The organism is Trichococcus sp. (assembly GCF_049589555.1).
Classification (GTDB): domain Bacteria; phylum Bacillota; class Bacilli; order Lactobacillales; family Aerococcaceae; genus Trichococcus.
In genome coordinates this window covers 26,049-47,316 of sequence record NZ_JBAWAZ010000013.1, presented here as the reverse complement: position 1 = coordinate 47,316, position 21,268 = coordinate 26,049, and the positions used below count along the sequence as shown (strand labels likewise).

32 protein-coding genes are annotated in these 21,268 nt (G+C 41.8%); all 32 read right to left on the bottom strand.

Annotation, left to right across the window (positions count from 1 at the left end):
- Positions 1 to 19: 19 nt before the first annotated feature.
- The gene (gene rpsM, locus WBV27_RS00640) at positions 20 to 385 is read right to left on the bottom strand and encodes a 30S ribosomal protein S13 (RefSeq protein WP_108031672.1); all 366 of its coding nucleotides are present in this window, start codon (positions 383 to 385) and stop codon (positions 20 to 22) included.
- 20 nt (positions 386 to 405) lie between these two features.
- On the bottom strand, positions 406 to 519 hold the full coding sequence (gene rpmJ, locus WBV27_RS00635) for a 50S ribosomal protein L36 (RefSeq protein WP_062470716.1): 114 nt from the start codon (positions 517 to 519) through the stop codon (positions 406 to 408).
- 33 nt (positions 520 to 552) lie between these two features.
- A complete protein-coding gene (infA, locus tag WBV27_RS00630) occupies positions 553 to 771 on the bottom strand; it encodes a translation initiation factor IF-1 (RefSeq protein WP_068558953.1) in 219 nt (72 codons plus the stop codon).
- A 135-nt stretch (positions 772 to 906) separates the two neighbouring features.
- The gene (locus WBV27_RS00625; protein WP_424198550.1) at positions 907 to 1,551 is read right to left on the bottom strand and encodes an adenylate kinase; all 645 of its coding nucleotides are present in this window, start codon (positions 1,549 to 1,551) and stop codon (positions 907 to 909) included.
- A gap of 67 nt (positions 1,552 to 1,618) precedes the next feature.
- Positions 1,619 to 2,911 (bottom strand): preprotein translocase subunit SecY, encoded by a 1,293-nt coding sequence (gene secY, locus WBV27_RS00620; protein WP_424198503.1) that lies wholly within the window; start codon positions 2,909 to 2,911, stop codon positions 1,619 to 1,621.
- Complete coding sequence (gene rplO, locus WBV27_RS00615) at positions 2,911 to 3,351, bottom strand: 50S ribosomal protein L15 (RefSeq protein ID WP_086626918.1); 441 nt, start codon at positions 3,349 to 3,351, stop codon at positions 2,911 to 2,913. The genes secY and rplO overlap by 1 nt, the downstream gene beginning before the upstream one ends.
- A 33-nt stretch (positions 3,352 to 3,384) precedes the next feature.
- Positions 3,385 to 3,567 carry a 50S ribosomal protein L30 gene (rpmD, locus tag WBV27_RS00610; RefSeq protein ID WP_086626917.1) on the bottom strand — a complete coding sequence of 61 codons (183 nt, stop codon included), beginning with the start codon at positions 3,565 to 3,567 and terminating at the stop codon, positions 3,385 to 3,387.
- Between the two features lie 13 nt (positions 3,568 to 3,580).
- On the bottom strand, positions 3,581 to 4,081 hold the full coding sequence (gene rpsE / locus WBV27_RS00605) for a 30S ribosomal protein S5 (RefSeq protein ID WP_424198500.1): 501 nt from the start codon (positions 4,079 to 4,081) through the stop codon (positions 3,581 to 3,583).
- A 20-nt stretch (positions 4,082 to 4,101) separates the two neighbouring features.
- A complete protein-coding gene (gene rplR / locus WBV27_RS00600) occupies positions 4,102 to 4,458 on the bottom strand; it encodes a 50S ribosomal protein L18 (RefSeq protein ID WP_086626915.1) in 357 nt (118 codons plus the stop codon).
- A 64-nt stretch (positions 4,459 to 4,522) separates the two neighbouring features.
- Entirely contained in the window at positions 4,523 to 5,059 is a 537-nt protein-coding gene (rplF, locus tag WBV27_RS00595) for a 50S ribosomal protein L6 (protein ID WP_424198497.1), read from the bottom strand.
- Positions 5,060 to 5,098: 39 nt separating this feature from the next.
- The gene (rpsH, locus tag WBV27_RS00590) at positions 5,099 to 5,497 is read right to left on the bottom strand and encodes a 30S ribosomal protein S8 (protein ID WP_086626913.1); all 399 of its coding nucleotides are present in this window, start codon (positions 5,495 to 5,497) and stop codon (positions 5,099 to 5,101) included.
- Between the two features lie 34 nt (positions 5,498 to 5,531).
- The gene (locus WBV27_RS00585; RefSeq protein ID WP_072763659.1) at positions 5,532 to 5,717 is read right to left on the bottom strand and encodes a type Z 30S ribosomal protein S14; all 186 of its coding nucleotides are present in this window, start codon (positions 5,715 to 5,717) and stop codon (positions 5,532 to 5,534) included.
- 20 nt (positions 5,718 to 5,737) lie between these two features.
- Positions 5,738 to 6,277: a 50S ribosomal protein L5 gene (gene rplE / locus WBV27_RS00580; RefSeq protein ID WP_106448938.1), complete on the bottom strand. Its 540-nt coding sequence runs from the start codon at positions 6,275 to 6,277 to the stop codon at positions 5,738 to 5,740.
- Between the two features lie 26 nt (positions 6,278 to 6,303).
- On the bottom strand, positions 6,304 to 6,612 hold the full coding sequence (gene rplX / locus WBV27_RS00575) for a 50S ribosomal protein L24 (protein WP_068558971.1): 309 nt from the start codon (positions 6,610 to 6,612) through the stop codon (positions 6,304 to 6,306).
- Between the two features lie 34 nt (positions 6,613 to 6,646).
- Positions 6,647 to 7,015 carry a 50S ribosomal protein L14 gene (gene rplN, locus WBV27_RS00570; protein WP_068558973.1) on the bottom strand — a complete coding sequence of 123 codons (369 nt, stop codon included), beginning with the start codon at positions 7,013 to 7,015 and terminating at the stop codon, positions 6,647 to 6,649.
- 43 nt (positions 7,016 to 7,058) lie between these two features.
- Complete coding sequence (gene rpsQ, locus WBV27_RS00565) at positions 7,059 to 7,325, bottom strand: 30S ribosomal protein S17 (protein ID WP_086626911.1); 267 nt, start codon at positions 7,323 to 7,325, stop codon at positions 7,059 to 7,061.
- A gap of 27 nt (positions 7,326 to 7,352) precedes the next feature.
- Positions 7,353 to 7,547 carry a 50S ribosomal protein L29 gene (rpmC, locus tag WBV27_RS00560; protein WP_086626910.1) on the bottom strand — a complete coding sequence of 65 codons (195 nt, stop codon included), beginning with the start codon at positions 7,545 to 7,547 and terminating at the stop codon, positions 7,353 to 7,355.
- Positions 7,537 to 7,971: a 50S ribosomal protein L16 gene (gene rplP / locus WBV27_RS00555; RefSeq protein WP_424198493.1), complete on the bottom strand. Its 435-nt coding sequence runs from the start codon at positions 7,969 to 7,971 to the stop codon at positions 7,537 to 7,539. The genes rpmC and rplP overlap by 11 nt, the downstream gene beginning before the upstream one ends.
- Positions 7,972 to 7,974: 3 nt before the next feature.
- Complete coding sequence (gene rpsC, locus WBV27_RS00550; protein WP_086942212.1) at positions 7,975 to 8,631, bottom strand: 30S ribosomal protein S3; 657 nt, start codon at positions 8,629 to 8,631, stop codon at positions 7,975 to 7,977.
- 3 nt (positions 8,632 to 8,634) lie between these two features.
- Entirely contained in the window at positions 8,635 to 8,991 is a 357-nt protein-coding gene (gene rplV / locus WBV27_RS00545; RefSeq protein ID WP_086626908.1) for a 50S ribosomal protein L22, read from the bottom strand.
- A 20-nt stretch (positions 8,992 to 9,011) separates the two neighbouring features.
- Complete coding sequence (gene rpsS / locus WBV27_RS00540; protein ID WP_068558985.1) at positions 9,012 to 9,293, bottom strand: 30S ribosomal protein S19; 282 nt, start codon at positions 9,291 to 9,293, stop codon at positions 9,012 to 9,014.
- A 53-nt stretch (positions 9,294 to 9,346) separates the two neighbouring features.
- Positions 9,347 to 10,177, bottom strand: coding sequence for a 50S ribosomal protein L2 (gene rplB, locus WBV27_RS00535; protein ID WP_424198490.1), 831 nt, complete (start codon positions 10,175 to 10,177; stop codon positions 9,347 to 9,349).
- A gap of 34 nt (positions 10,178 to 10,211) precedes the next feature.
- Positions 10,212 to 10,496 carry a 50S ribosomal protein L23 gene (gene rplW / locus WBV27_RS00530; RefSeq protein ID WP_068558989.1) on the bottom strand — a complete coding sequence of 95 codons (285 nt, stop codon included), beginning with the start codon at positions 10,494 to 10,496 and terminating at the stop codon, positions 10,212 to 10,214.
- Positions 10,496 to 11,119: a 50S ribosomal protein L4 gene (rplD, locus tag WBV27_RS00525; RefSeq protein WP_068558991.1), complete on the bottom strand. Its 624-nt coding sequence runs from the start codon at positions 11,117 to 11,119 to the stop codon at positions 10,496 to 10,498. The genes rplW and rplD overlap by 1 nt, the downstream gene beginning before the upstream one ends.
- A gap of 26 nt (positions 11,120 to 11,145) precedes the next feature.
- Entirely contained in the window at positions 11,146 to 11,784 is a 639-nt protein-coding gene (gene rplC, locus WBV27_RS00520; protein ID WP_086626906.1) for a 50S ribosomal protein L3, read from the bottom strand.
- A 38-nt stretch (positions 11,785 to 11,822) separates the two neighbouring features.
- A complete protein-coding gene (gene rpsJ, locus WBV27_RS00515; protein ID WP_068558995.1) occupies positions 11,823 to 12,131 on the bottom strand; it encodes a 30S ribosomal protein S10 in 309 nt (102 codons plus the stop codon).
- 404 nt (positions 12,132 to 12,535) lie between these two features.
- Positions 12,536 to 14,329, bottom strand: a complete 1,794-nt coding sequence (locus tag WBV27_RS00510) for an ammonium transporter (protein ID WP_424198488.1) — start codon at positions 14,327 to 14,329, stop codon at positions 12,536 to 12,538.
- Positions 14,330 to 14,896: 567 nt separating this feature from the next.
- A complete protein-coding gene (gene tuf / locus WBV27_RS00505) occupies positions 14,897 to 16,084 on the bottom strand; it encodes an elongation factor Tu (protein WP_424198486.1) in 1,188 nt (395 codons plus the stop codon).
- Between the two features lie 120 nt (positions 16,085 to 16,204).
- Positions 16,205 to 18,295: an elongation factor G gene (gene fusA, locus WBV27_RS00500; RefSeq protein ID WP_424198485.1), complete on the bottom strand. Its 2,091-nt coding sequence runs from the start codon at positions 18,293 to 18,295 to the stop codon at positions 16,205 to 16,207.
- Positions 18,296 to 18,412: 117 nt separating this feature from the next.
- Positions 18,413 to 18,883 (bottom strand): 30S ribosomal protein S7, encoded by a 471-nt coding sequence (gene rpsG, locus WBV27_RS00495; RefSeq protein ID WP_068559002.1) that lies wholly within the window; start codon positions 18,881 to 18,883, stop codon positions 18,413 to 18,415.
- Positions 18,884 to 18,928: 45 nt separating this feature from the next.
- Positions 18,929 to 19,345, bottom strand: coding sequence for a 30S ribosomal protein S12 (gene rpsL / locus WBV27_RS00490; protein ID WP_086987317.1), 417 nt, complete (start codon positions 19,343 to 19,345; stop codon positions 18,929 to 18,931).
- A 345-nt stretch (positions 19,346 to 19,690) separates the two neighbouring features.
- Entirely contained in the window at positions 19,691 to 21,169 is a 1,479-nt protein-coding gene (gene lysS / locus WBV27_RS00485) for a lysine--tRNA ligase (protein WP_086627521.1), read from the bottom strand.
- Between the last annotated feature and the right edge of the window lie 99 nt (positions 21,170 to 21,268).

Genomic DNA, 21,268 nt, shown 5'->3' with positions numbered 1-21,268 from the left:
GACCTCCTTCACTTAATTATTATTTTTTCTTACCAGTGACTGCTTTAGCTGGGCCTTTACGAGTGCGTGCGTTGTTCTTAGTGTTTTGTCCGCGAACAGGCAAACCACGACGGTGACGCATTCCTCTGTAAGATCCAATTTCAATCAATCGTTTAATATTTAGGTTAACTTCACGACGAAGATCGCCTTCAACCTTTAATTTATCCACTTCAATACGGATACGGTCTAATTCATCATTCGTTAAATCACGAACGCGAGTATCTTCTGAAACCTCAGCTGCTGCTAAAACTTTTTGAGCTGTGTTTAATCCGATACCAAAAATATAAGTTAATGAAATAACTACACGTTTGTCACGCGGAACATCTACTCCTGCGATACGAGCCATTTATAGGCACCTCCTTGTTATTATCCTTGGCGTTGTTTGTGTTTGGGATTTTCGCAAATCACCATAACACGACCATTGCGGCGAATGACTTTGCATTTTTCGCAAATGGGTTTTACTGATGCTCTAACTTTCATTTAAATTCCCTCCTATTTAGTGATGGAGTGCAATTATTTAAAGCGGTAAGTAATGCGTCCACGAGTAAGATCGTACGGTGATAATTCTACCGTAACTTTATCGCCTGGCAAAATGCGGATGTAATGCATTCTAATTTTACCAGATACGTGAGCTAATACTATGTGACCATTTTCAAGTTCGACTTTAAACATTGCATTGGGCAAAGTTTCAACGACAACTCCTTCGATCTCAATTACATCGTCTTTCGCCACGCCTGCTAACCTCCTAACATTCTGTTGAGCTGATTAATCTTATGTCTTGGCAATTTTTACTCTAACTGCTAGATTATACCATAGCAAGTATCGATTGAAAAGAAATTTCCGATTAATTTCAAATGACATTTGCAACTATTCTATAATCTTTTGGATTTCGGTAAACAAGTTGTCGATGCCGATTCCGCCATCCACATTATGTACTAATCCTTTTTCGCTGTAAAATGCAATGATTGGTTTAGACTGTTCTAGATTAATCTGAATGCGATTTTCTACGGTTTCAGGCTTGTCATCTTCGCGTTGATAGAAATCGTGTCCGCCACAACGATCGCACGTTCCTTCCACTTTGGGAGGATTGTTCTGTTTGTGGTAAGTCGCTCCGCAAGAGCGGCAAATGATTCTACCTGTAAGACGTTGCATCAAAACTTCAGGGTTCACATCAATGTTAATAACAGCATCGATTTTTTTGTCGAGTTCATTCATGATAGCTTCAAGAGCTTTTGCTTGTACGAGGGTTCTTGGAAAACCATCCAACAAAAAGCCTTTTTCAGTATCAGATTCTGCTAATCTCTCTTTAACGATTCCGTTTGTAACTTCATCTGGAACAAGTTCGCCTTTATCCATATATGATTTTGCTTCCAGGCCCAAGGCTGTTTCATTTTTCATGGCAGCTCGGAACATGTCTCCTGTAGAGATATGCGGAATATTGTATTTCGCGATGATCTTTTCAGCCTGTGTTCCTTTTCCAGCACCGGGAAGACCCATAATAATTAGGTTCATCATTTTACTGCCTCCTAAAGATGTAAGAATATGTGACGAGGAAATCACTTTCCCCCCCACAAACTTACTATTGAATAAATCCTTGGTAATTACGTTTAACCATTCGACCTTCAATTTGTCTTGCCGTTTCCAATGCAGTACCAACTACAATCAGAAGACTTGTACCGCCAAGGGCGAGCGAGTCCGGCAAATCCCACAAACCTGAGGCAATGATTGGCAATAACGCAATCAGTCCAAGAAATAGCGCGCCGACCGTACTTAATCGCATAATCATGCCGGAAATGTAATCTTCTGTCCCTTTACCCGGACGTACACTTGGAATATAGCCGCCTTGCTTTTGCAAGTTCTCTGCCATCTTTTCAGGATTAATCTGAATGAAGGCATAGAAGTAAGTGAAGACAACGATCAATACCGTATAGATTGTTGCACCGATGGGTTCACGGTAATTAAAGATGGTTGACAAAATTTGATACCAGCTAGCTTCACTTTGACTTGCCGCGAAAAACCCAAGGATCGTCTGCGGGGTCATCATGAAAGAACTGGCAAAGATTACTGGAATGACTCCAGCAGAATTGATTTTTAAAGGTAAATGCGCGGATTGATTAGATCCGGAAGCACGCTTGGAATATTGAATGGGGATTTTACGTTCAGCTTGTTGAACGTACACAACGAGTATGACCACCAATAATATTGCTGTCAAAAGCGCAACCGAGAACAAAATGTTGTTCATTAAATCGGATCCTGCATCCACAAAACGATCATTGTAATAAGTGTAAAGATCTGTTGGGATTCTTGCGATGATACCTGAGAAGATGATCAATGACGTTCCGTTTCCGATACCGTGCATTGAAATGGATTCTCCGAGAAAAACAACCAGCATCGAACCTGCTGTCATCACTAACGCGATGATCATATAGGTTGTTATACCTGGATCGTTGACCAAACCCAAATTAGAGAGTTGGTTGAAACCGATCGAAACACCGACAGATTGCACAAATGCTAAAATGACTGTCAAATATCTTGTAACTTGATTTAACTTTCTTCTACCTACTTCACCCTGTTTGGACCATTCCACAAATTTCGGAACAATGTCCATTTGTAACAATTGAACGACAATAGAAGAAGTGATGTATGGCGAAACACCCATAGCGAAAATGGAATACTGACTCAGTGCTCCACCTCCGAATGTGTTCAACAGACTGAACAAGCCCGTCGATGCCAAGTTTGTGATGGCACCCGCATCAACACCCGGTACAGTAATATGTGTTCCGAGACGGAACACAATCAACATACCTAGAGTAAAAAAGATTCTATTTCTAATGTCTTTCGCCTGAAATGCATTTTTCAGAAGAGCAAACATTAGATCACCTCAACAGTCCCACCTGCAGCTTCGATAGCTTTTTGTGCTGCTTCGGAGAATTTATTAGCTTTAACTGTCAGTTTTTTCTCAACGCTTCCGTTGCCCAAAACTTTGATGCCTGATTTTTCATCTTTGACAATACCAGTTTCAACTAATAAAGCTGGAGTAACTTCTGTACCATCTTCGAAACGGTTTAAGATTTCTAAGTTGATTACAGCATATTCCTTACGGTTGATGTTCGTGAATCCACGTTTTGGAAGACGACGGAACAATGGAGTTTGTCCACCCTCGAATCCAAGTCTCACACCGCCGCCTGAACGAGCTTTTTGGCCTTTATGTCCACGACCGGATGTTTTACCATTACCGGATGAAGATCCGCGACCGACACGGTTACGTTCTTTACGTGAACCTACAGCAGGTTTTAATTCATGAAGTTTCATAGTAACTTGGCACCTCCTTTAATCTGATGTTTATTATTTAACTTCTTCTGATGTAACTAAGTGGCTTACTGTGTTGACCATACCCAAGATAGCTGGGTTAGCTGGTTTAACAACAGATTTGCCGATTTTGGACAATCCCAAAGCTTTGCAAGTATCTTTTTGGTTTTGAGGACGTCCAATCAAGCTGCGTTTTAAAGTGATCTTTACTTCTGCCATTATGTAGTCCTCCTTATCCTAGTAATTCTTCAACTGTTTTGCCGCGTAATTTCGCAACGTCTTCAGCATTTTTCAATTGTTTCAAGCCTTCGATTGTAGCACGTACCATGTTGATTGGTGTGTTCGAACCTAGGGATTTGCTTGTGATATCAGCGATACCAGCTAATTCGACAACGGCACGGACTGGTCCGCCTGCAGAAACTCCGGAACCGGATTTAGCAGGTTTCAACATTACGTTACCGCCACAGAAAGTTCCGATAACTTGGTGAGGGATTGTTGATTCAGACATTGGAACTTCAATAAGGCTCTTTTTAGCAGATTCGATAGCTTTACGAATAGCTTCAGGAACCTCAGCTGCTTTACCAGTACCGAATCCTACATGTCCGTTTCTGTCTCCTACAACAACTAAAGCAGCAAAACGTAGACGACGTCCACCTTTAACAACTTTTGTTACACGATTGATCGCAACAACGCGGTCTTCTAATTCAATATGATTTGGGTCAACATAAACCATGTGTGGTTATCCTCCTTTTCTTAGAAATCTAGTCCATTTTCGCGAGCAGCTTCAGCTAAAGCCTGTACACGGCCATGGTACAGATAGCCACCACGGTCAAAGACTACTTTTTTGATACCTTTAGCAACAGAACGTTCAGCAATCAATTTTCCAACTGCAGCAGCAGCTTCAGTTTTAGTACCGGTTGCGATTTCTGTTTCTTTTGTAGAGGCACTTGCTAGCGTCACACCCGCTACGTCATCAATTAATTGAGCGTAGATGTTTTTGTTGGAACGGAAAACGTTCAAGCGTGGGCACTCTGCAGTACCAGAGATTTTTCTTCTTACGCGTGCGTGTCTAGCTTGGCGCACTTTGTTTTTATCTGGTTTAGTAATCACAATTGTCACCTCTTTAAATTTATTTTGTTGGGTCGTTCAGGAAGCAAGTAATAATAGCGGACTATTATTTACCTGTCTTACCTTCTTTACGACGGATGATTTCGTTAGTGTACTTGATACCTTTACCTTTGTAAGGCTCTGGTGGGCGTACGCCGCGGATGTTGGCTGCCAAAGCGCCAACTTTAGCTTTATCGTAACCTTTAACGAAGATTTTAGTGTTAGTTGGTACTTCCACTTCGATACCGTCTTCAGGTGTGAATTCAACTGGATGAGAATAACCGACGTTCAATACAAGTTTTTTACCTTGCAATTGAGCACGGTACCCAACCCCTACTAAGTCCAATTCTTTCATAAATCCTTCAGATACACCTACAACCATGTTGTTTACCAACGCGCGTGTAGTACCATGAATGGATTTAGTGAATTTCTCTTCGTTAGGACGAGTGAAAGTAACAGTGTTTCCATCAATCTTGATGCCGATCATTTCATTAAATGTGCTAGTTAATTCGCCTTTCGGGCCTTTAACTGTAACAGTGTTACCTTGTTGAGTAACGGTTACGCCAGCTGGGATTTCGATTGCTTTATTTCCAATACGACTCACAGGGCTGCACCTCCTTTATCTTCTCTTATTTTTTGAAAATTACCAAATGTAAGCTAATACTTCGCCGCCGATGTTTTTCGCTCTTGCTTCTTTGTCGGTGATAACACCTTCCGAAGTAGACACGATTGCGATTCCTAAACCATTCAATACTTTAGGGATGTCGCCAGTTTTAGCGTATACACGCAAACCTGGTTTTGAAATACGTTTCAAACCAGTGATGACGCGTTCGTTGTTTGGACCATATTTTAAGAATACACGGATAACACCTTGTTTGTCGTCTGAAGTGTAATCAAAGTTTTTGATGAAACCTTCAGCCTTAAGAATGTTAGCGATCTCTAATTTTGTCTTTGATGCAGGCACTTCTAAAGATTCGTGACGTACCATGTTGGCATTACGAATACGAGTTAAGAAATCTGCGATTGGATCTGTCATGACCATTTACATTATACCTCCTTTTGCGAGTATGGTTAAATTACCAGCTAGCCTTTTTCACGCCGGGAATTTGTCCTTTATAGGCAAGTTCACGGAAGCAAATACGGCAAAGTTTGAATTTGCGATAAACTGAATGTGGACGTCCGCAACGTTCACAACGAGAGTAAGCTTGAGTAGAATGTTTTGCGGGACGTTTGTTTTTAGCAATCATGGATTTTTTAGCCAATTATTATTCGCCTCCTTAGCTTATTTTTGGAATGGCATTCCAAGTTGTGTCAATAATTCTCTTGATTCTTCGTCAGTGTTAGCAGTAGTTACGATAACGATATCCATACCACGTACTTTGTCGACTCTATCATAGTCAACTTCTGGGAAAATCAATTGTTCTTTGATACCTAAAGTATAGTTTCCACGACCATCAAAAGATTTTTTGCTGATCCCACGGAAGTCACGTACACGTGGTAATGAAACTGTTACTAGTTTATCCAAGAAGTCGTACATTCTTTCGCCACGTAAAGTAACTTTAGTGCCGATAGGCATACCTTCACGTAAACGGAATGCAGCGATTGATTTTTTAGCTAATGTGATGACTGGTTTTTGACCAGAGATCAAAGTTAGTTCTTCAACTGCTTTATCTAGGTTTTTTGTGTTTGAAACTGCATCACCCACACCCATGTTGATGACAATTTTGTCAATTTTAGGTGTTTGCATGATTGAAGTGTATTCAAATTTTTCCATCAATGATGGAACGATTTCTTTTGTGTATCTTTCTTTTAAACGATTCATTTAGAATATCCTCCTTCCTCTAATAATTAATCAATGATTTCGCCGGTTTTTTTGGAAACGCGGACTTTTTTGCCATCTACGACTTTAGATCCTACGCGAGTAGGTTCGCCAGTTTTAGCATCAATTAACATAATGTTAGAAACATGGATAGGTGCTGCTTCTTCAAGAATTCCACCTGTTGGGTTTGTTTGAGAAGCTTTGCGATGTTTCTTGACAATATTAATGCCTTCGACAATAACACGATCTTTTTTAGGGAAAGTTTTAAGGATGACTCCTTCTTTACCTTTATCTTTTCCAGTAATGACTTTAACTTTATCACCAGTTTTTACGTGCATGCTTTGTTGCACCTCCTTCATTTATGACAGTTGATTACAATACTTCTGGAGCAAGGGAAACGATCTTCATGTAGTTGTTGTCACGCAATTCACGTGCAACTGGTCCAAAGATACGTGTTCCACGAGGGCTCTTGTCGTCACGAATGATTACACAAGCATTTTCGTCAAATTTGATGTAAGAACCATCTTTACGGTGTGCGCCGTGTTTCGTACGAACGATAACAGCTTTAACTACATCACCCTTTTTGACAACACCACCGGGTGTAGCTTGTTTTACTGTGCAGACGATTGTATCACCAATTCCTGCGAATTTGCGGTTTGAACCACCTAACACTTTGATAGTTAACACTTCTTTAGCGCCTGAATTATCGGCAACTCTTAAGCGGGATTCTGTTTGTATCACTTCAGTATCCTCCTTCCGGATATAAAAATATTTATTTGTCTGATTAGATGATTACTGATTCTTCAACAACTTCGAGCAAGCGGAAGTTTTTAGTAGCAGATAGAGGACGAGTCTCCATAATTCTAACTACATCTCCCATTTTAGCTTGGTTGTTTTCATCATGTGCTTTGTACTTTTTAGAGTACTTAACGCGTTTACCATAAGTTGAATGTGTTTTTGTTGTAGATACTTCTACAACAATTGTTTTATCCATCTTATCGGAAACAACAACACCTTGGTAGACTTTACGTTGGTTACGTTCTTCAGTCATTTCGTTGTGACCTCCTTTGCTGATCTACTATTTTTGCAATTCTTGTTGTCGCAATACAGTTTTAATACGTGCAATTGATTTGCGTACTTCTTTCAAGCGGGCAGTATTTTCTAACTGTCCGGTTGCAAGTTGGAATCGTAGATTGAATAATTCATCTTTGAATTGTTTTTCTTTATCAATCATTTCAGCAGTGGATAACTCTTTAAGTTCATTAGCCTTCATTCGATTCACCACCAATTTCTTTACGTTTTACAATTTTTGTTTTAACTGGCAATTTGTGAGATGCAAGACGTAGAGCTTCGCGTGCCACTTCTTCAGGGACGCCTGCTACTTCGAACATGATTTTGCCGCGTTTAACTGGAGATACCCAACCTTCAGGTGCCCCTTTACCAGAACCCATACGGACTCCGATAGCTTTGGATGTATATGATTTGTGAGGGAATATTTTGATCCAAACTTTCCCACCACGTTTCATGTAACGAGTCATAGCGATACGAGCAGCTTCGATCTGACGGTTTGTGATCCAATGAGAGTCAATAGCTTGCAAACCATATTCGCCGAAAACTACTTCTTTTCCGCCTTTAGCTTCTCCGCGCATTTTTCCACGGAACTCACGACGGTGTTTTACACGTTTAGGTACTAACATTGGTTATTTCCCTCCTTTCTCAGTTGTTTTTTTTGCTGGTAAAACTTCACCACGGTAAATCCAAACTTTAACGCCTAATTTACCATAAGTTGTGTCTGCTTCTTCCCAAGCGTAGTCGATGTCCGCACGCAATGTATGCAATGGAACAGTTCCTTCAGCATGAGTTTCAGCACGAGCGATATCTGCACCATTCAAACGACCAGAAACTTGCGTTTTGATCCCTTTAGCGCCAGATCTCATTGTACGTTGGATAGCTTGTTTTTGAGCACGACGGAAAGCTACACGGTTTTCCAACTGTTTAGCGATACCTTCAGCAACCAATTTAGCATCCAAGTCTGGTCTTTTGATTTCCACGATGTTGATGTGTACTTTTTTACCAGTCAGTTCATTTAACTCTTTACGAGTTTTTTCAACTTCAGAACCGCCTTTACCGATTACCATACCAGGTTTGGCAGTATGAATAGAAACGTTCACGCGGTTAGCCGCACGTTCAATTTCAATTTTAGAAACAGAAGCTTCGCTTAAGTTCTTTTCGATATATTTACGGATACGTAAATCTTCATGTAAGAAAGCTGCGAAATCTTTTTCAGCGTACCATTTAGCATCCCAGTCACGAATGATGCCGACACGTAATCCTAATGGATGAATTTTTTGACCCACAGATTATCCCTCCTTCTTTTCTGATACCACGATTGTGATGTGGCTAGTACGTTTCATGATTGGTGAAGCTGATCCTTTTGCACGTGGACGGAAACGTTTCATCGTTGGTCCTTCGTTAACATAAGCCTCGCTTACTACCAAGTTTTCGATATCTAAATCATAATTATGTTCTGCATTGGCAATTGCTGACATCAACACTTTTTCTACAACGGGCGAAGCGCCACGCGGTGTGAATTTCAGAATGGAGATTGCTTCTCCGATGCTCTTGCCTCTGATAAGATCCACTACTAAACGAACCTTACGAGCGGCAATGCGAACAGTTTGTGCAGATGCTTTTGCAGCTGTGATTTGTTCTGGCATGTTATTTCCTCCCCTCGTAATTAACGGCGACCTGTTTTCTTGTCGTCTGCGGCATGGCCACGGTATGTTCTTGTTGGAGCGAATTCTCCTAATTTGTGTCCTACCATGTCTTCTTGAATGTAAACTGGAACGTGTTTTCTTCCATCATAAACTGCAATCGTTTGTCCGATGAATTGTGGGAAAATTGTAGAGCGGCGAGACCAAGTTTTAATTACTTGTTTCTTTTCGCTAGCTAGAGCAGCTTCAACTTTCTTAATTAAATGTTCATCGACAAAAGGTCCTTTTTTCAAACTACGACCCATGGTGAAGCCTCCTTTCGATTATGTGTTGCTTCAGTTAATTATTGTTGTGATAATTATTTTTTACGTCCACGAACGATTAGCTTGCTAGATTTAGCTTTCTTGCTACGAGTTTTGTAACCAAGAGCAGGTTTACCCCAAGGAGTAACTGGCGCTTTGCGTCCGATTGGAGATTTACCTTCACCACCACCGTGTGGGTGATCGTTCGGGTTCATTACAGAACCACGGACAGTAGGGCGTTTACCCAACCAACGGTTACGTCCAGCTTTACCGATGTTGATCAATTCGTGTTGTTCGTTACCTACTGAACCGATTGTTGCACGGCAAGTTGAAAGGATTAAACGTACTTCGCTTGAGTTCAAACGAACTAGTGTATATTTACCTTCTTGTCCAAGTACTTGAGCACTTGTACCAGCTGAACGGATCAATTGACCGCCTTTGCCTGGTTTTGTTTCGATGTTGTGGATAACAGTACCGACTGGGATAGTTGACAATGGCATTGCGTTTCCGATTTTGATATCAGATCCTACTCCAGATTCGATTTGTTGGCCTACTTCGATGCCTTTAGGGGCAATAATGTAAGTTTTGATTCCATCAACATATTGGATCAACGCGATGTTTGCAGTGCGGTTTGGATCGTACTCGACAGCTTTGACGATACCAACGACTCCATCTTTATTACGTTTGAAGTCGATCACACGGTAAGCACGTTTGTGTCCACCAGCTTGATGACGAACGGTAATTTTACCTTGGTTGTTGCGGCCAGCTTTTCTTTTGATTGGTTCGATCAAAGATTTCTCAGGTGTTGTTTTTGTGATCTCTGCGAAATCAGAACCAGTCATATTACGACGGCCGTTTGTGGTAGGTTTGTATTTCTTAATCGCCACGTTTTTTCCCCTCCTATTTGATTATTTCAGTAAATTAATTTTCGAATAATTCGATTGTTTTAGAATTTTCAGTCAAAGTGATGATTGCTTTACGGCGTTTTTTTGTATAGCCTTTGTATTTGCCCATACGTTTAAGTTTGCCGCGTACATTCATGATGTTTACGTTTTTAACATCTACACCGAACAATGATTCGATAGATTGTTTAACCAATGTTTTGTTAGCACGTACATCCACTTCAAAGGTATATTTCTTTTCATCCATTGCAAGCATAGAAGCTTCCGTGATGATTGGGCGTTTGATAACGTCTGTTGCTTCCATTATATAAGAGCCTCCTCTACCTTAGAAAGAGCAGCTTGTGTCAAGACTAATTTGTTGTTTGAAACAACATCCAATACGTTGATTCCTGTTTCGTTAACGACTGTTACGCCAGGAAGGTTACGTGCTGATAATGCTGCAAAATCGTTGTCGTTTTCTACAACAACCAATACTTTCGTATCAACGTTAAGGTTTTTCAACACATTTGCAAATTCTTTTGTTTTTGGTGCATCGAAGTTCAATGTTTCAACTACGATCAAGTCTCCTTCAGCAACTTTCGTTGAAAGAACTGATTTGATAGCTAAGCGACGAACTTTCTTGTTTAATTTATAGCTGTAAGAACGAGGTGTTGGTCCAAAGACAACTCCACCGCCAACCCATTGTGGTGAACGGATTGAACCTTGGCGTGCACGGCCTGTTCCTTTTTGTTTCCATGGTTTACGACCACCACCGCTGACAGCGCTGCGGTTTTTTACTGCGTGAGTTCCTTGTCTTAAAGAAGCGCGTTGCATGATGATTGCATCGTAAACAACGTTTTCGTTAGGCTCAATCCCAAAGATTTCTTCATTCAAAGTTACTTCACCGTTTTGTGTTCCATCTTGTTTAAATAAGGCTACGTTTGGCATTTTTCTCGTTCCTCCTCTCTTTTATATTATTTGTTTGCAGCTTTGCGAGCTACTTTGATTTCGATTAATGATTTTTTAGAACCAGGTACGTTACCTTTGATCAGGATTACGTTTTTCTCAACGTCAACCATAACGACTTCAAGGTTTTGGATAGTAACGCGATCGTTACCCATACGTCCTGCTAATTTTTTACCTTTGAATACGCGGGATGGGAATGAAGCAGCACCCATTGAACCCGGACGACGATGGTAACGAGATCCGTGGGCCATTGGTCCGCGGCTTTGTCCGTGACGTTTGATTACGCCTTGGAAGCCATGTCCTTTAGTGGTACCAGTGACATCAACAATGTCGCCGGCTTCAAAGATATCAACTTTGATTTCTTTTCCTACTTCGTATTCTCCTAGCTCAACATTGTTAAATTCACGAATGAAGCGCTTAGGAGCAGTTTTTGCTTTTGCTGCATGACCCTTAGCAGGTTTGTTTGACAATACTTCACGCATTTCTTGGTAGCCTAGTTGTACCGCTTCGTAGCCGTCCGTTTCGTTAGTTTTAACTTGTAAAACAACGTTTGGAGTAGCTTCGATAACTGTAACTGGTACTAACTCACCGTTTGCAGTAAAGAATTGAGTCATTCCTACTTTTTTGCCTAAGATTCCTTTGGTCATGGTAACACCTCCGTTTGTTTTTTATATGATAGGTTTGATTATAATTTGATTTCGATGTCTACGCCGCTTGGTAAGTCAAGCTTCATCAAAGCGTCAACAGTTTTTGTTGTTGGGTTGATGATGTCGATTAGACGTTTGTGTGTAAGCATTTCGAACTGCTCACGAGAATCTTTGTACTTGTGAGTAGCACGGATCACTGTGTATAGTGATCTTTCAGTCGGCAATGGAATCGGACCAGAAACGGTAGCTCCCGTTCTTTTTGCTGTTTCCACGATTTTATCCGCTGATTGATCAAGAGCACGGTGTTCATATGCTTTTAAACGAATACGTATTTTTTGTTTTGCCATGTTGTTCCCTCCTTCGTCAGATGTAATTCATAAGACTAGCTCCACGAAAATTCCCCGGCACACCCGCCGTGACAAAGCGACCGGGTGTGTCGCAACCTCTCGTCTCTTAGCTGCAGTTCCCGAATGAACGGTCCCCAATACATTATTCATAACCATGAATGCCGTACCAATATATTATACATAATCCCATTAGTTAAAGCAAGTCTTTTCTGAAAATAATATTCAGTTTCTGCTATTATCCAAATGACTTGTATTGCCTGAGCACTATGAAGCATTTTGTCCCTTCACTATTATACTGATCTGTAAGAAGAATGCAAGTCCAACGGTAATGTTGAATATCCTGACTCGAGAAATGCAACAAAATTAAATAAGGGACCATCTCGCATGAGACAGCCCCTGATTGCTTATTCGTTTGGATATTCCAAAGCTTTCTTGCCTTCATCCCCTGTGCTGACGCGGATGACGTTTTCTACATTATAGATGAAGATTTTCCCGTCCCCGATGTTGCCGCTGTACAATGCTTTTCTGGCAGCGTCCACAACCTCTTGGACGGGAACTGTGCTTACGACGACTTCGACCCGGATCTTCGGCAGCAGATCTGCTTCGGTCTCGACACCCCGGTAATAGGTACTATGCCCTTTTTGCATGCCGTAGCCGAATACATCGAAAACGGTCATGCCTGTGATGCCGATGCTGTTCAGTGCTTTTTTCAGACCTTCAAATTTACTTTCGTTCGTGATGATTTCAATTTTAGTGATCTTAGTTTGTGCATCTTGACCGCCTGTTGTAGCTCCGGAGGCTTGGTATTCCACAACGACTGATTTGTCCAGGTCTTCAAGAGATGCATTCGCGAAAGCCAATTCCTGATTGTTGCCAGAGAAAGTGCGCTCCTGGAATTTTTGGAAGGCCGTTCTCAATTCGCCCGGCACGACCGATGCAGCTGTATTTGAATAATTGGTATCACTCAAAGCTACAGCGAGACTGCCGTATGCTGTTTCGCCATGGAGAGCATAATCCAATCCGATTTCTTCTTCTTCTTCAGAGACACGCACTGGCATGAATTTACTGATTAATTTCAACAAGAGATAGGACATGATGCCGGCGTATGCAAGTACAGCCAAAATGCTGACAACTTCTGCAATCAAAAGTGAGGCACTGCCATCTACCAACCCACCTTCAATGGCAGGATTGATGTTGCTTGTTGCAAAGATTCCTGTTGCGATTCCGCCCCAGATACCACCGATGCCATGGCATCCGAATGCATCAAGTGCATCATCATAATCAAATTTCTTCTTCAGAACGGATACGCCATAGAAGCAGACGATACCGCCGATGAAACCGATGGCTAAGGCTGAAATTGGGCTGACGAATCCGGCACCAGGAGTGATGGAAACCAGACCAGCTACAATACCGCTGACGAAACCAAGTGCAGTCGGTTTCTTGTGGATGATCCATTCGCAGATCATCCAGCTTATGCCGGCTGTGGCAGCGGCAGTGTTTGTGGTGATGAAGGCGTCCAGTGCAATATCATTGATTGCAAGAGCACTCCCTGCGTTGAAACCGAACCAGCCGAACAACAGTAGGCCAGCCCCGATCATCGTCATCGGAATATTATGTGGCTTGACGGAATCGTGGTTTTTTCTTTTGCCTAGATAAATGGCTGCTACCAGAGCCGATATACCGGAACTGATATGAATGACGCTCCCGCCAGCAAAGTCGAGTGCACCCAGTTCGCGGATCCAACCGCCATTTCCCCAGATCCAATGGGCAATCGGATCATAGACGAAAGTCGTCCATAAAAGGATGAAGGCAAGGAATGCTGGGAACTTCATGCGTTCCGCGATGCTTCCTGAAATCAAGGCTGGAGTGATAATTGCGAAAGCCATCTGGAACATCATGAATAGTTGATGTGGAATGGTCGGTGCATAATCAATCGGCGTGAAGCCTACACCGTTGAGTAATGTGAAAGACAAATCGCCGAAAAATTTTGAATCGCCTCCGAATACAAAAGAATATCCGAATAATAGCCATTGGATAGAAACGATTGCGATGGCAGCGTAACTGTGCATCGTCGTGCTTAGAACATTTTTCTTCCGGACCATCCCTCCGTAGAATAGGGATAAAGCTGGCGTCATCATCATGACCAAGATCGTTGCAAGGAAGACGAAAGTTGTATCTGCATAATTAATGTTCTCCATATAGATTCTCCTTTTGCTGATAAATTTTTTGGTGTATTACTGCTTTGTGATGTTTCTTACTTTACACCCTAAGAAAAAGAAAAGCACCAAAATGATGACGACCTGTGTGATGATATGTGACATGAACAAGGCGTTATGGAGAAATACGACTGCACAAGTTGCCCTAACAGCAAATAAAAGGCTATCCCGCCCTCGACAAGTACTGTAATCGTGTCATGAAAACGGTTCAATCACTAAATTCGCGTTATATAACCTGACATAAAATGAGGTCGCAACAAAAAAAGTTAAAAATTGGGCAATATATCAGCAAAAACACAAATGGGCCAGCAATGGTTTGATTCAGTACCCCGGTCGAAAATCCTCTTTCTTCTATATAATATGAACATTAATATGGATAAAGCTGATATGGTAAAAATTCTGGATTTCTCTCTCCGGCAGCCCCTTTGCTCCAACTCCAACACAAAAAGACGCTCTATTCAAGAGCGCCTTCCCGGATCGGAATTTTTCTAAAAAAAAAAAAAACGGAAGCCGAGGCTCCCGTTTTTCGAATTTTATTTTGAAATAAAATTATTTAGTGATTGAAGCTACAACGCCAGCGCCTACTGTACGTCCACCTTCACGAATAGAGAACTTAGTTCCGTCTTCGATAGCGATTGGGTGGATCAATTCGATAGTCATAGTAACGTTGTCGCCAGGCATTACCATTTCAACGCCTTCTGGTAAGTTACATACGCCTGTAACGTCAGTTGTACGGAAATAGAATTGTGGACGGTAGTTTGTGAAGAATGGAGTGTGACGTCCGCCTTCTTCTTTTGAAAGTACATAAATTTCAGCAGTGAAAGTTGTATGTGGAGTGATTGAACCTGGTTTAGCCAATACTTGACCACGTTGGATTTGTTCACGTGTAACACCACGTAACAAAGCTCCTACGTTATCGCCAGCTTCAGCGTAATCCAATAATTTACGGAACATTTCAACACCGGTAACAACTGTTTTCTTAGTTTCTTCAGCAATACCGACGATTTCAACTTCGTCACCAACGCGGACTTGTCCACGTTCAACACGGCCTGTAGCAACAGTACCACGTCCAGTGATTGAGAATACGTCCTCGATAGGCATCATGAAAGGCTTGTCAGTTTGACGAACTGGAGTTGGGATATATTCGTCAACAGCAGCCATCAATTCCAAGATTTTTTCTTCGTAAGCTGGGTCGCCTTCAAGAGCTCTCAAAGCTGAACCAGAGATTACAGGAACATCGTCGCCAGGGAAATCGTATTCTGTTAACAGGTCACGAACTTCCATTTCAACTAATTCTAATAATTCTTCATCGTCAACCATGTCAACTTTGTTCAAGAATACTACGATGTAAGGAACACCAACTTGACGAGACAACAAGATGTGCTCGCGAGTTTGTGGCATTGGACCATCAGCAGCAGAAACTACTAAGATAGCTCCGTCCATTTGTGCAGCACCAGTGATCATGTTTTTAACATAGTCAGCATGGCCTGGGCAGTCTACGTGAGCGTAGTGACGAGTTTCAGTTGAGTATTCAACGTGAGAAGTGTTGATCGTGATACCACGTTCTCTTTCTTCTGGAGCGTTGTCGATTGCAGCATAGTTAGATGCTTCTGCGAACCCTTTTTTAGCTAAAACTGTTGTGATAGCTGCAGTTAATGTTGTTTTACCATGGTCAACGTGTCCGATTGTACCAACGTTTACATGGGGTTTTGAACGGTCGAATTTTACTTTTGCCATTTTAAATCATTTCCTCCTCATATTGAGTGCTTATAATTTGTCTAGACTTTAATCGTCTATCGTATAAAGTATACCGATTTGTGCTCGAAAAAGCAATATACAAGCTAAGCAACAGCGAGATTACTCTTCGCTATTTTTTCCGCTCTTCTTGATGATTTCTTCTTGAACAGATTTAGGAACAGCTTCGTAATGATCGAATGTCATTGAGAACGTTCCGCGGCCTTGTGTAGAAGAACGTAAAGTTGTAGCATAACCAAACATTTCTGATAATGGAATGCTGCTCTTAACGATTTGTGCGTTACCGCGTGCTTCAGTACCTTCGATACGTCCACGACGAGAACTTACATGTCCCATTACATCTCCCAAATAATCATCAGGAACTGTAATTTCTACAGCCATCATTGGTTCAAGGATTGCAGGGTCAGCTTTCTTAGCTGCGTTACGCAAAGCAAGTGAAGCAGCAACTTTAAATGCTGTTTCAGATGAATCGACATCATGGTAAGAACCATCATACAATTTAGCTTTAACGTCAACTAATGGATAACCAGCCAACACACCGTTTTCCATAGCGTCTCTCAAACCTGCTTCAACTGCAGGGATGTATTCACGAGGAACAACCCCACCGACGATAGCATTTTCGAACTCAAAGCCTTTTCCTTCTTCATTAGGAGTAAATTCAACCCATACGTGACCGAATTGACCTTTACCACCTGATTGACGAACGAATTTACCTTCAGATTGAACTGATTGACGGAATGTTTCACGGTAAGATACTTGAGGAGCACCTACTGTAGCTTCAACTTTGAACTCACGTCTCATACGGTCAACGATGATGTCCAAGTGCAACTCACCCATACCAGCGATGATCGTTTGACCAGTCTCTGGGTTAGTGGAAGCACGGAAAGTAGGATCTTCTTCAGAAAGTTTCTGTAGCGCGATACCCATTTTATCTTGGTCAGCTTTTGATTTAGGCTCAATAGCAACTTCGATAACTGGTTCCGGGAAAATCATGGATTCAAGGATTACTTGTTTCTTTTCATCACACAAAGTGTCTCCTGTAGTCGTATCTTTCAAACCAACTGCAGCAGCGATATCTCCAGCAAATACTTCTGGGATTTCGTTACGGTGGTTAGCATGCATCTGTAGGATACGGCCTACACGTTCGCGTTTGCCTTTAGTGGCATTCTGAACGTAAGAACCACTTTGTAGAGTACCAGCATATACGCGGAAGAATGTCAGACGACCTACAAACGGGTCAGTCATAACTTTAAATGCTAAGGCTGCAAATGGCGCTTCGTCGCTTGCAGGAACAGCGATTTGTTCTTCAGTATCTACGTCAGTACCTGTGATGGCAGCAACATCCAATGGTGATGGAAGGTAGTCAATGACTGCATCAAGCAATAATTGAACGCCTTTATTTTTGAAAGCAGAACCGCAAAGCATCGGGAAAAATTCTACATTACATGTAGCAGTACGGATACCTTGTTTCAATTCTTCTTTCGTAATTTCTTCACCATCAAGATATTTTTCCATCATAGCTTCATCAGTTTCAGCAACAGCTTCAACTAATTTAGTGTGCCATTCTTCAGCTGCTTCAAGATATTCCGCAGGGATCTCTTCTTCATGGTATTCAGTACCTTCATCGTTGTCATAGATTTCAGCCTTCATTTCGACTAAATCGATGATACCTTTGAATGTATCTTCAGAACCAATCGGCAATTGAATCGGATGCGCATTAGCATTCAGACGGTCATGGAGAGTTCCTAAAGAGTATAAGAAGTCTGCACCCATTTTGTCCATTTTGTTAGCGAAAATGATACGAGGAACACCATAAGTTGTAGCTTGACGCCAAACTGTTTCAGTTTGAGGTTCTACACCTGATTGTGCATCAAGTAAAGCGACAGCGCCATCCAATACACGTAGGGAACGTTCAACTTCAATAGTGAAGTCCACGTGTCCGGGAGTATCGATGATGTTTACGCGATACCCTTTCCATTGTGCAGTAGTAGCAGCTGAAGTGATGGTAATACCACGTTCTTGTTCTTGTTCCATCCAGTCCATTTGTGAAGCACCCTCATGGGTTTCACCGATCTTATGGATTTTACCGGTATAGTACAAAATACGTTCAGTTGCCGTTGTTTTACCAGCGTCAATATGAGCCATGATACCGATATTTCTCGTATTATGTAGAGAAAATTCTCTTTGTGCCATCTTCTTCAAACACCTCTCTCTTGTAAAAGTAATTGCAAGTCCATTTTATTGGAAAAATGGTGACTTATACAACCATAAAGCAAATTTCTTGCAAGAAAAAATTCTTGCAAGAAAATTTTACCAACGGTAATGAGCGAAAGCTTTGTTAGCTTCTGCCATTTTATGTGTATCTTCACGTTTCTTAACTGAAGCACCAGAGTTGTTAGCAGCATCCATAATTTCTTTAGCTAGACGCTCTTCCATAGTATCTTCACCGCGTAGACGAGAGTAGTTTACCAACCAACGTAATCCTAAAGCCATACGACGATCTGGACGTACTTCGATAGGAACTTGGTAGTTAGAACCCCCTACACGACGTGCTTTTACTTCTAAAACAGGCATGATGTTTTTCATAGCTTGTTCGAAAACTTCCAACGGGTCGTTTCCTGTAGATTCTTTGATCATTTCAAATGCGTTATATAAGATTGTAGCAGCTTTACCACGTTTTCCATCAACCATGATACGGTTGATCAAACGAGTCACCAATTTTGAATTGTAAATCGGATCTGGCATTACTTCACGTTTTGTAACTGGACCTTTACGAGGCATTCAAATTCCTCCTTCCTTAACTTTTGTTTTTCGTTTATTGTTTAATTATTTTTTCTTAGGTCTCTTAGCTCCGTATTTAGAACGGCTTTGCATACGGTTGGCTACACCAGCTGTATCAAGAGCGCCACGAACGACATGATAACGTACCCCTGGCAAGTCTTTTACTCGTCCGCCACGGATTAGCACCACGCTATGTTCTTGTAGGTTATGTCCGATACCAGGAATGTAAGCTGTAACTTCTAACAAGTTAGACAGACGTACACGAGCGTACTTACGTAACGCTGAGTTAGGTTTTTTCGGAGTCATTGTACCCACACGAGTACAAACACCACGTTTTTGAGGTGAGTTTGTATTTGTTTGAGATTTCTTGAAGCTATTGTATCCTTTTCCTAAAGCAGGAGCAGTTGATTTTACAATAGCAGATTTGCGAGGTTTACGCACTAATTGATTGATTGTAGGCATTGATTTTCCTCCTTCCTCGATGGGATAGCTAGGTCCACACATCCAGGTGGTTCCTTTTTAGTTAAAAAAATAAATAAATCGAATATTTCGACCTACTATTCTTTCTGTGACAATCATACACCAGTCAGCACGACTGAAAGATATTGTTCAGGAATCTGTGTATAAAATCACCTTATGAATCATAACATGTATATTTCTGTCCGTCAACCGTTTCTCTTGTATTATTTGCAATATTTTCCGTTTTTTTTCATTTTTTCCATTCGATTCCGAGTGCGCCGGCAGCGCGCTGTTCTCTAAACATACAAAAGGGCTGCCGCAATCTGCGGTAGCCCCCTCACATTTAAGTTAAATTTCTAGATTTCTCATCGTCGGGAACAGCAGGACGTCCCTGATTGATTGACTGTCGGTCAACATCATCACGAATCTGTCGATGCCAATGCCCAATCCACCTGTCGGAGGCATACCGTATTCCAAAGCTTCGATGAAGTCTTCATCAACGCCATGCGCTTCGTCGTTGCCTTGCTCTTTTTCCATCGCTTGCGCTTCGAAACGTTCTCTTTGATCGATCGGATCCGTAAGCTCGGTAAAGGCGTTTCCGTATTCCTTACCCATGATGAAGATTTCAAAACGGTCCGTAAAGCGCGGATCTTCTTCATTTTTACGTGCCAATGGAGAGATTGCCAGCGGATGACCGTAGATGAATGTCGGCTGAACCAACGTATCTTCCACAAATGCCTCGAAAAATTCATTGATGATGTGCCCTACCGTCATATTCTTCGTGAACGGCACATTGTGTTTTTCCGCTAAAGCTTGCGCCTCTGCGTCCGTCATCGGTGCCCAGAAATCGACGCCTGTAACGGATTTGACTGCGTCAACCATGTGGATGCGCGGATATGGTCCGGCCAAGTTGATTTCAGTACCGTCATAGACCACTGTTGAGGAGCCTTTGACCTTTGTTGTAACCGTCTCAAAGATGCCTTCAACCACTTCCATCACATCGTGGAAGTCTGTATAGGCTGTATACATCTCCAACATCGTGAATTCAGGATTATGGGTTGTGTCGATTCCTTCGTTACGGAATACGCGACCGATTTCATAAACCTTTTCCATGCCGCCGATCACAAGGCGTTTCAAGTGCAACTCCAACGCGATGCGCATGTACAATTCCATATCCAATGCGTTATGGTGCGTGATGAAAGGTCTTGCGGTAGCCCCACCAGCCATGTTGTGCAAAGTCGGCGTTTCGACTTCAAGGTAGCCGAGGCCGTTCAGGTAAGTTCTGATTTCGCTGATGATTTGGCTGCGTTGCACGAACTTGTTGAAGCTCTCTTTGTTGCTGATCAAGTCAAGGTAGCGTTGACGATACTTCTGTTCAACGTTCGTCAAACCATGATATTTGTCAGGCAACGGACGCAAGGCTTTCGTCAAATGCACAAGTTGCGTCGGTTTGATGGTGACTTCACCGGCATCGGTTTTCATGATTGGGCCAGTTACGCCAATGATGTCGCCGAGATCGGCCTGTTTAAAGATTGCATAATTCTCTTCCCCGACAGCATCTTTGCGCACGTAAATCTGGATTTGGCCTTTGCTGTCCTGCAAATGTGCAAATCCAACCTTGCCTTTGCCGCGCTTTGTCATGATTCTGCCGGCTACGGAAACGATGGTTTCATCTTTTGCTTCGATTTCCTCTTTCGTAAAAGCATCGAAATCTTGATGGATAGTTGCGGATAAGTGTGTTCTTACAAAACCATTTTGAAAGGGTTCAATTCCTTCTTCGCGTAAAGTCTGCATTTTTTCACGGCGAATCAGTAATTGGTCATTCATTTCTTCTGAATGTTTTTCTTGACTCAATGAGGTCACTCCGTTCTTAAATCTACTTGTTTCATAATCTTCTTAATATTGCCAATAAAAGAGTGAAAAATC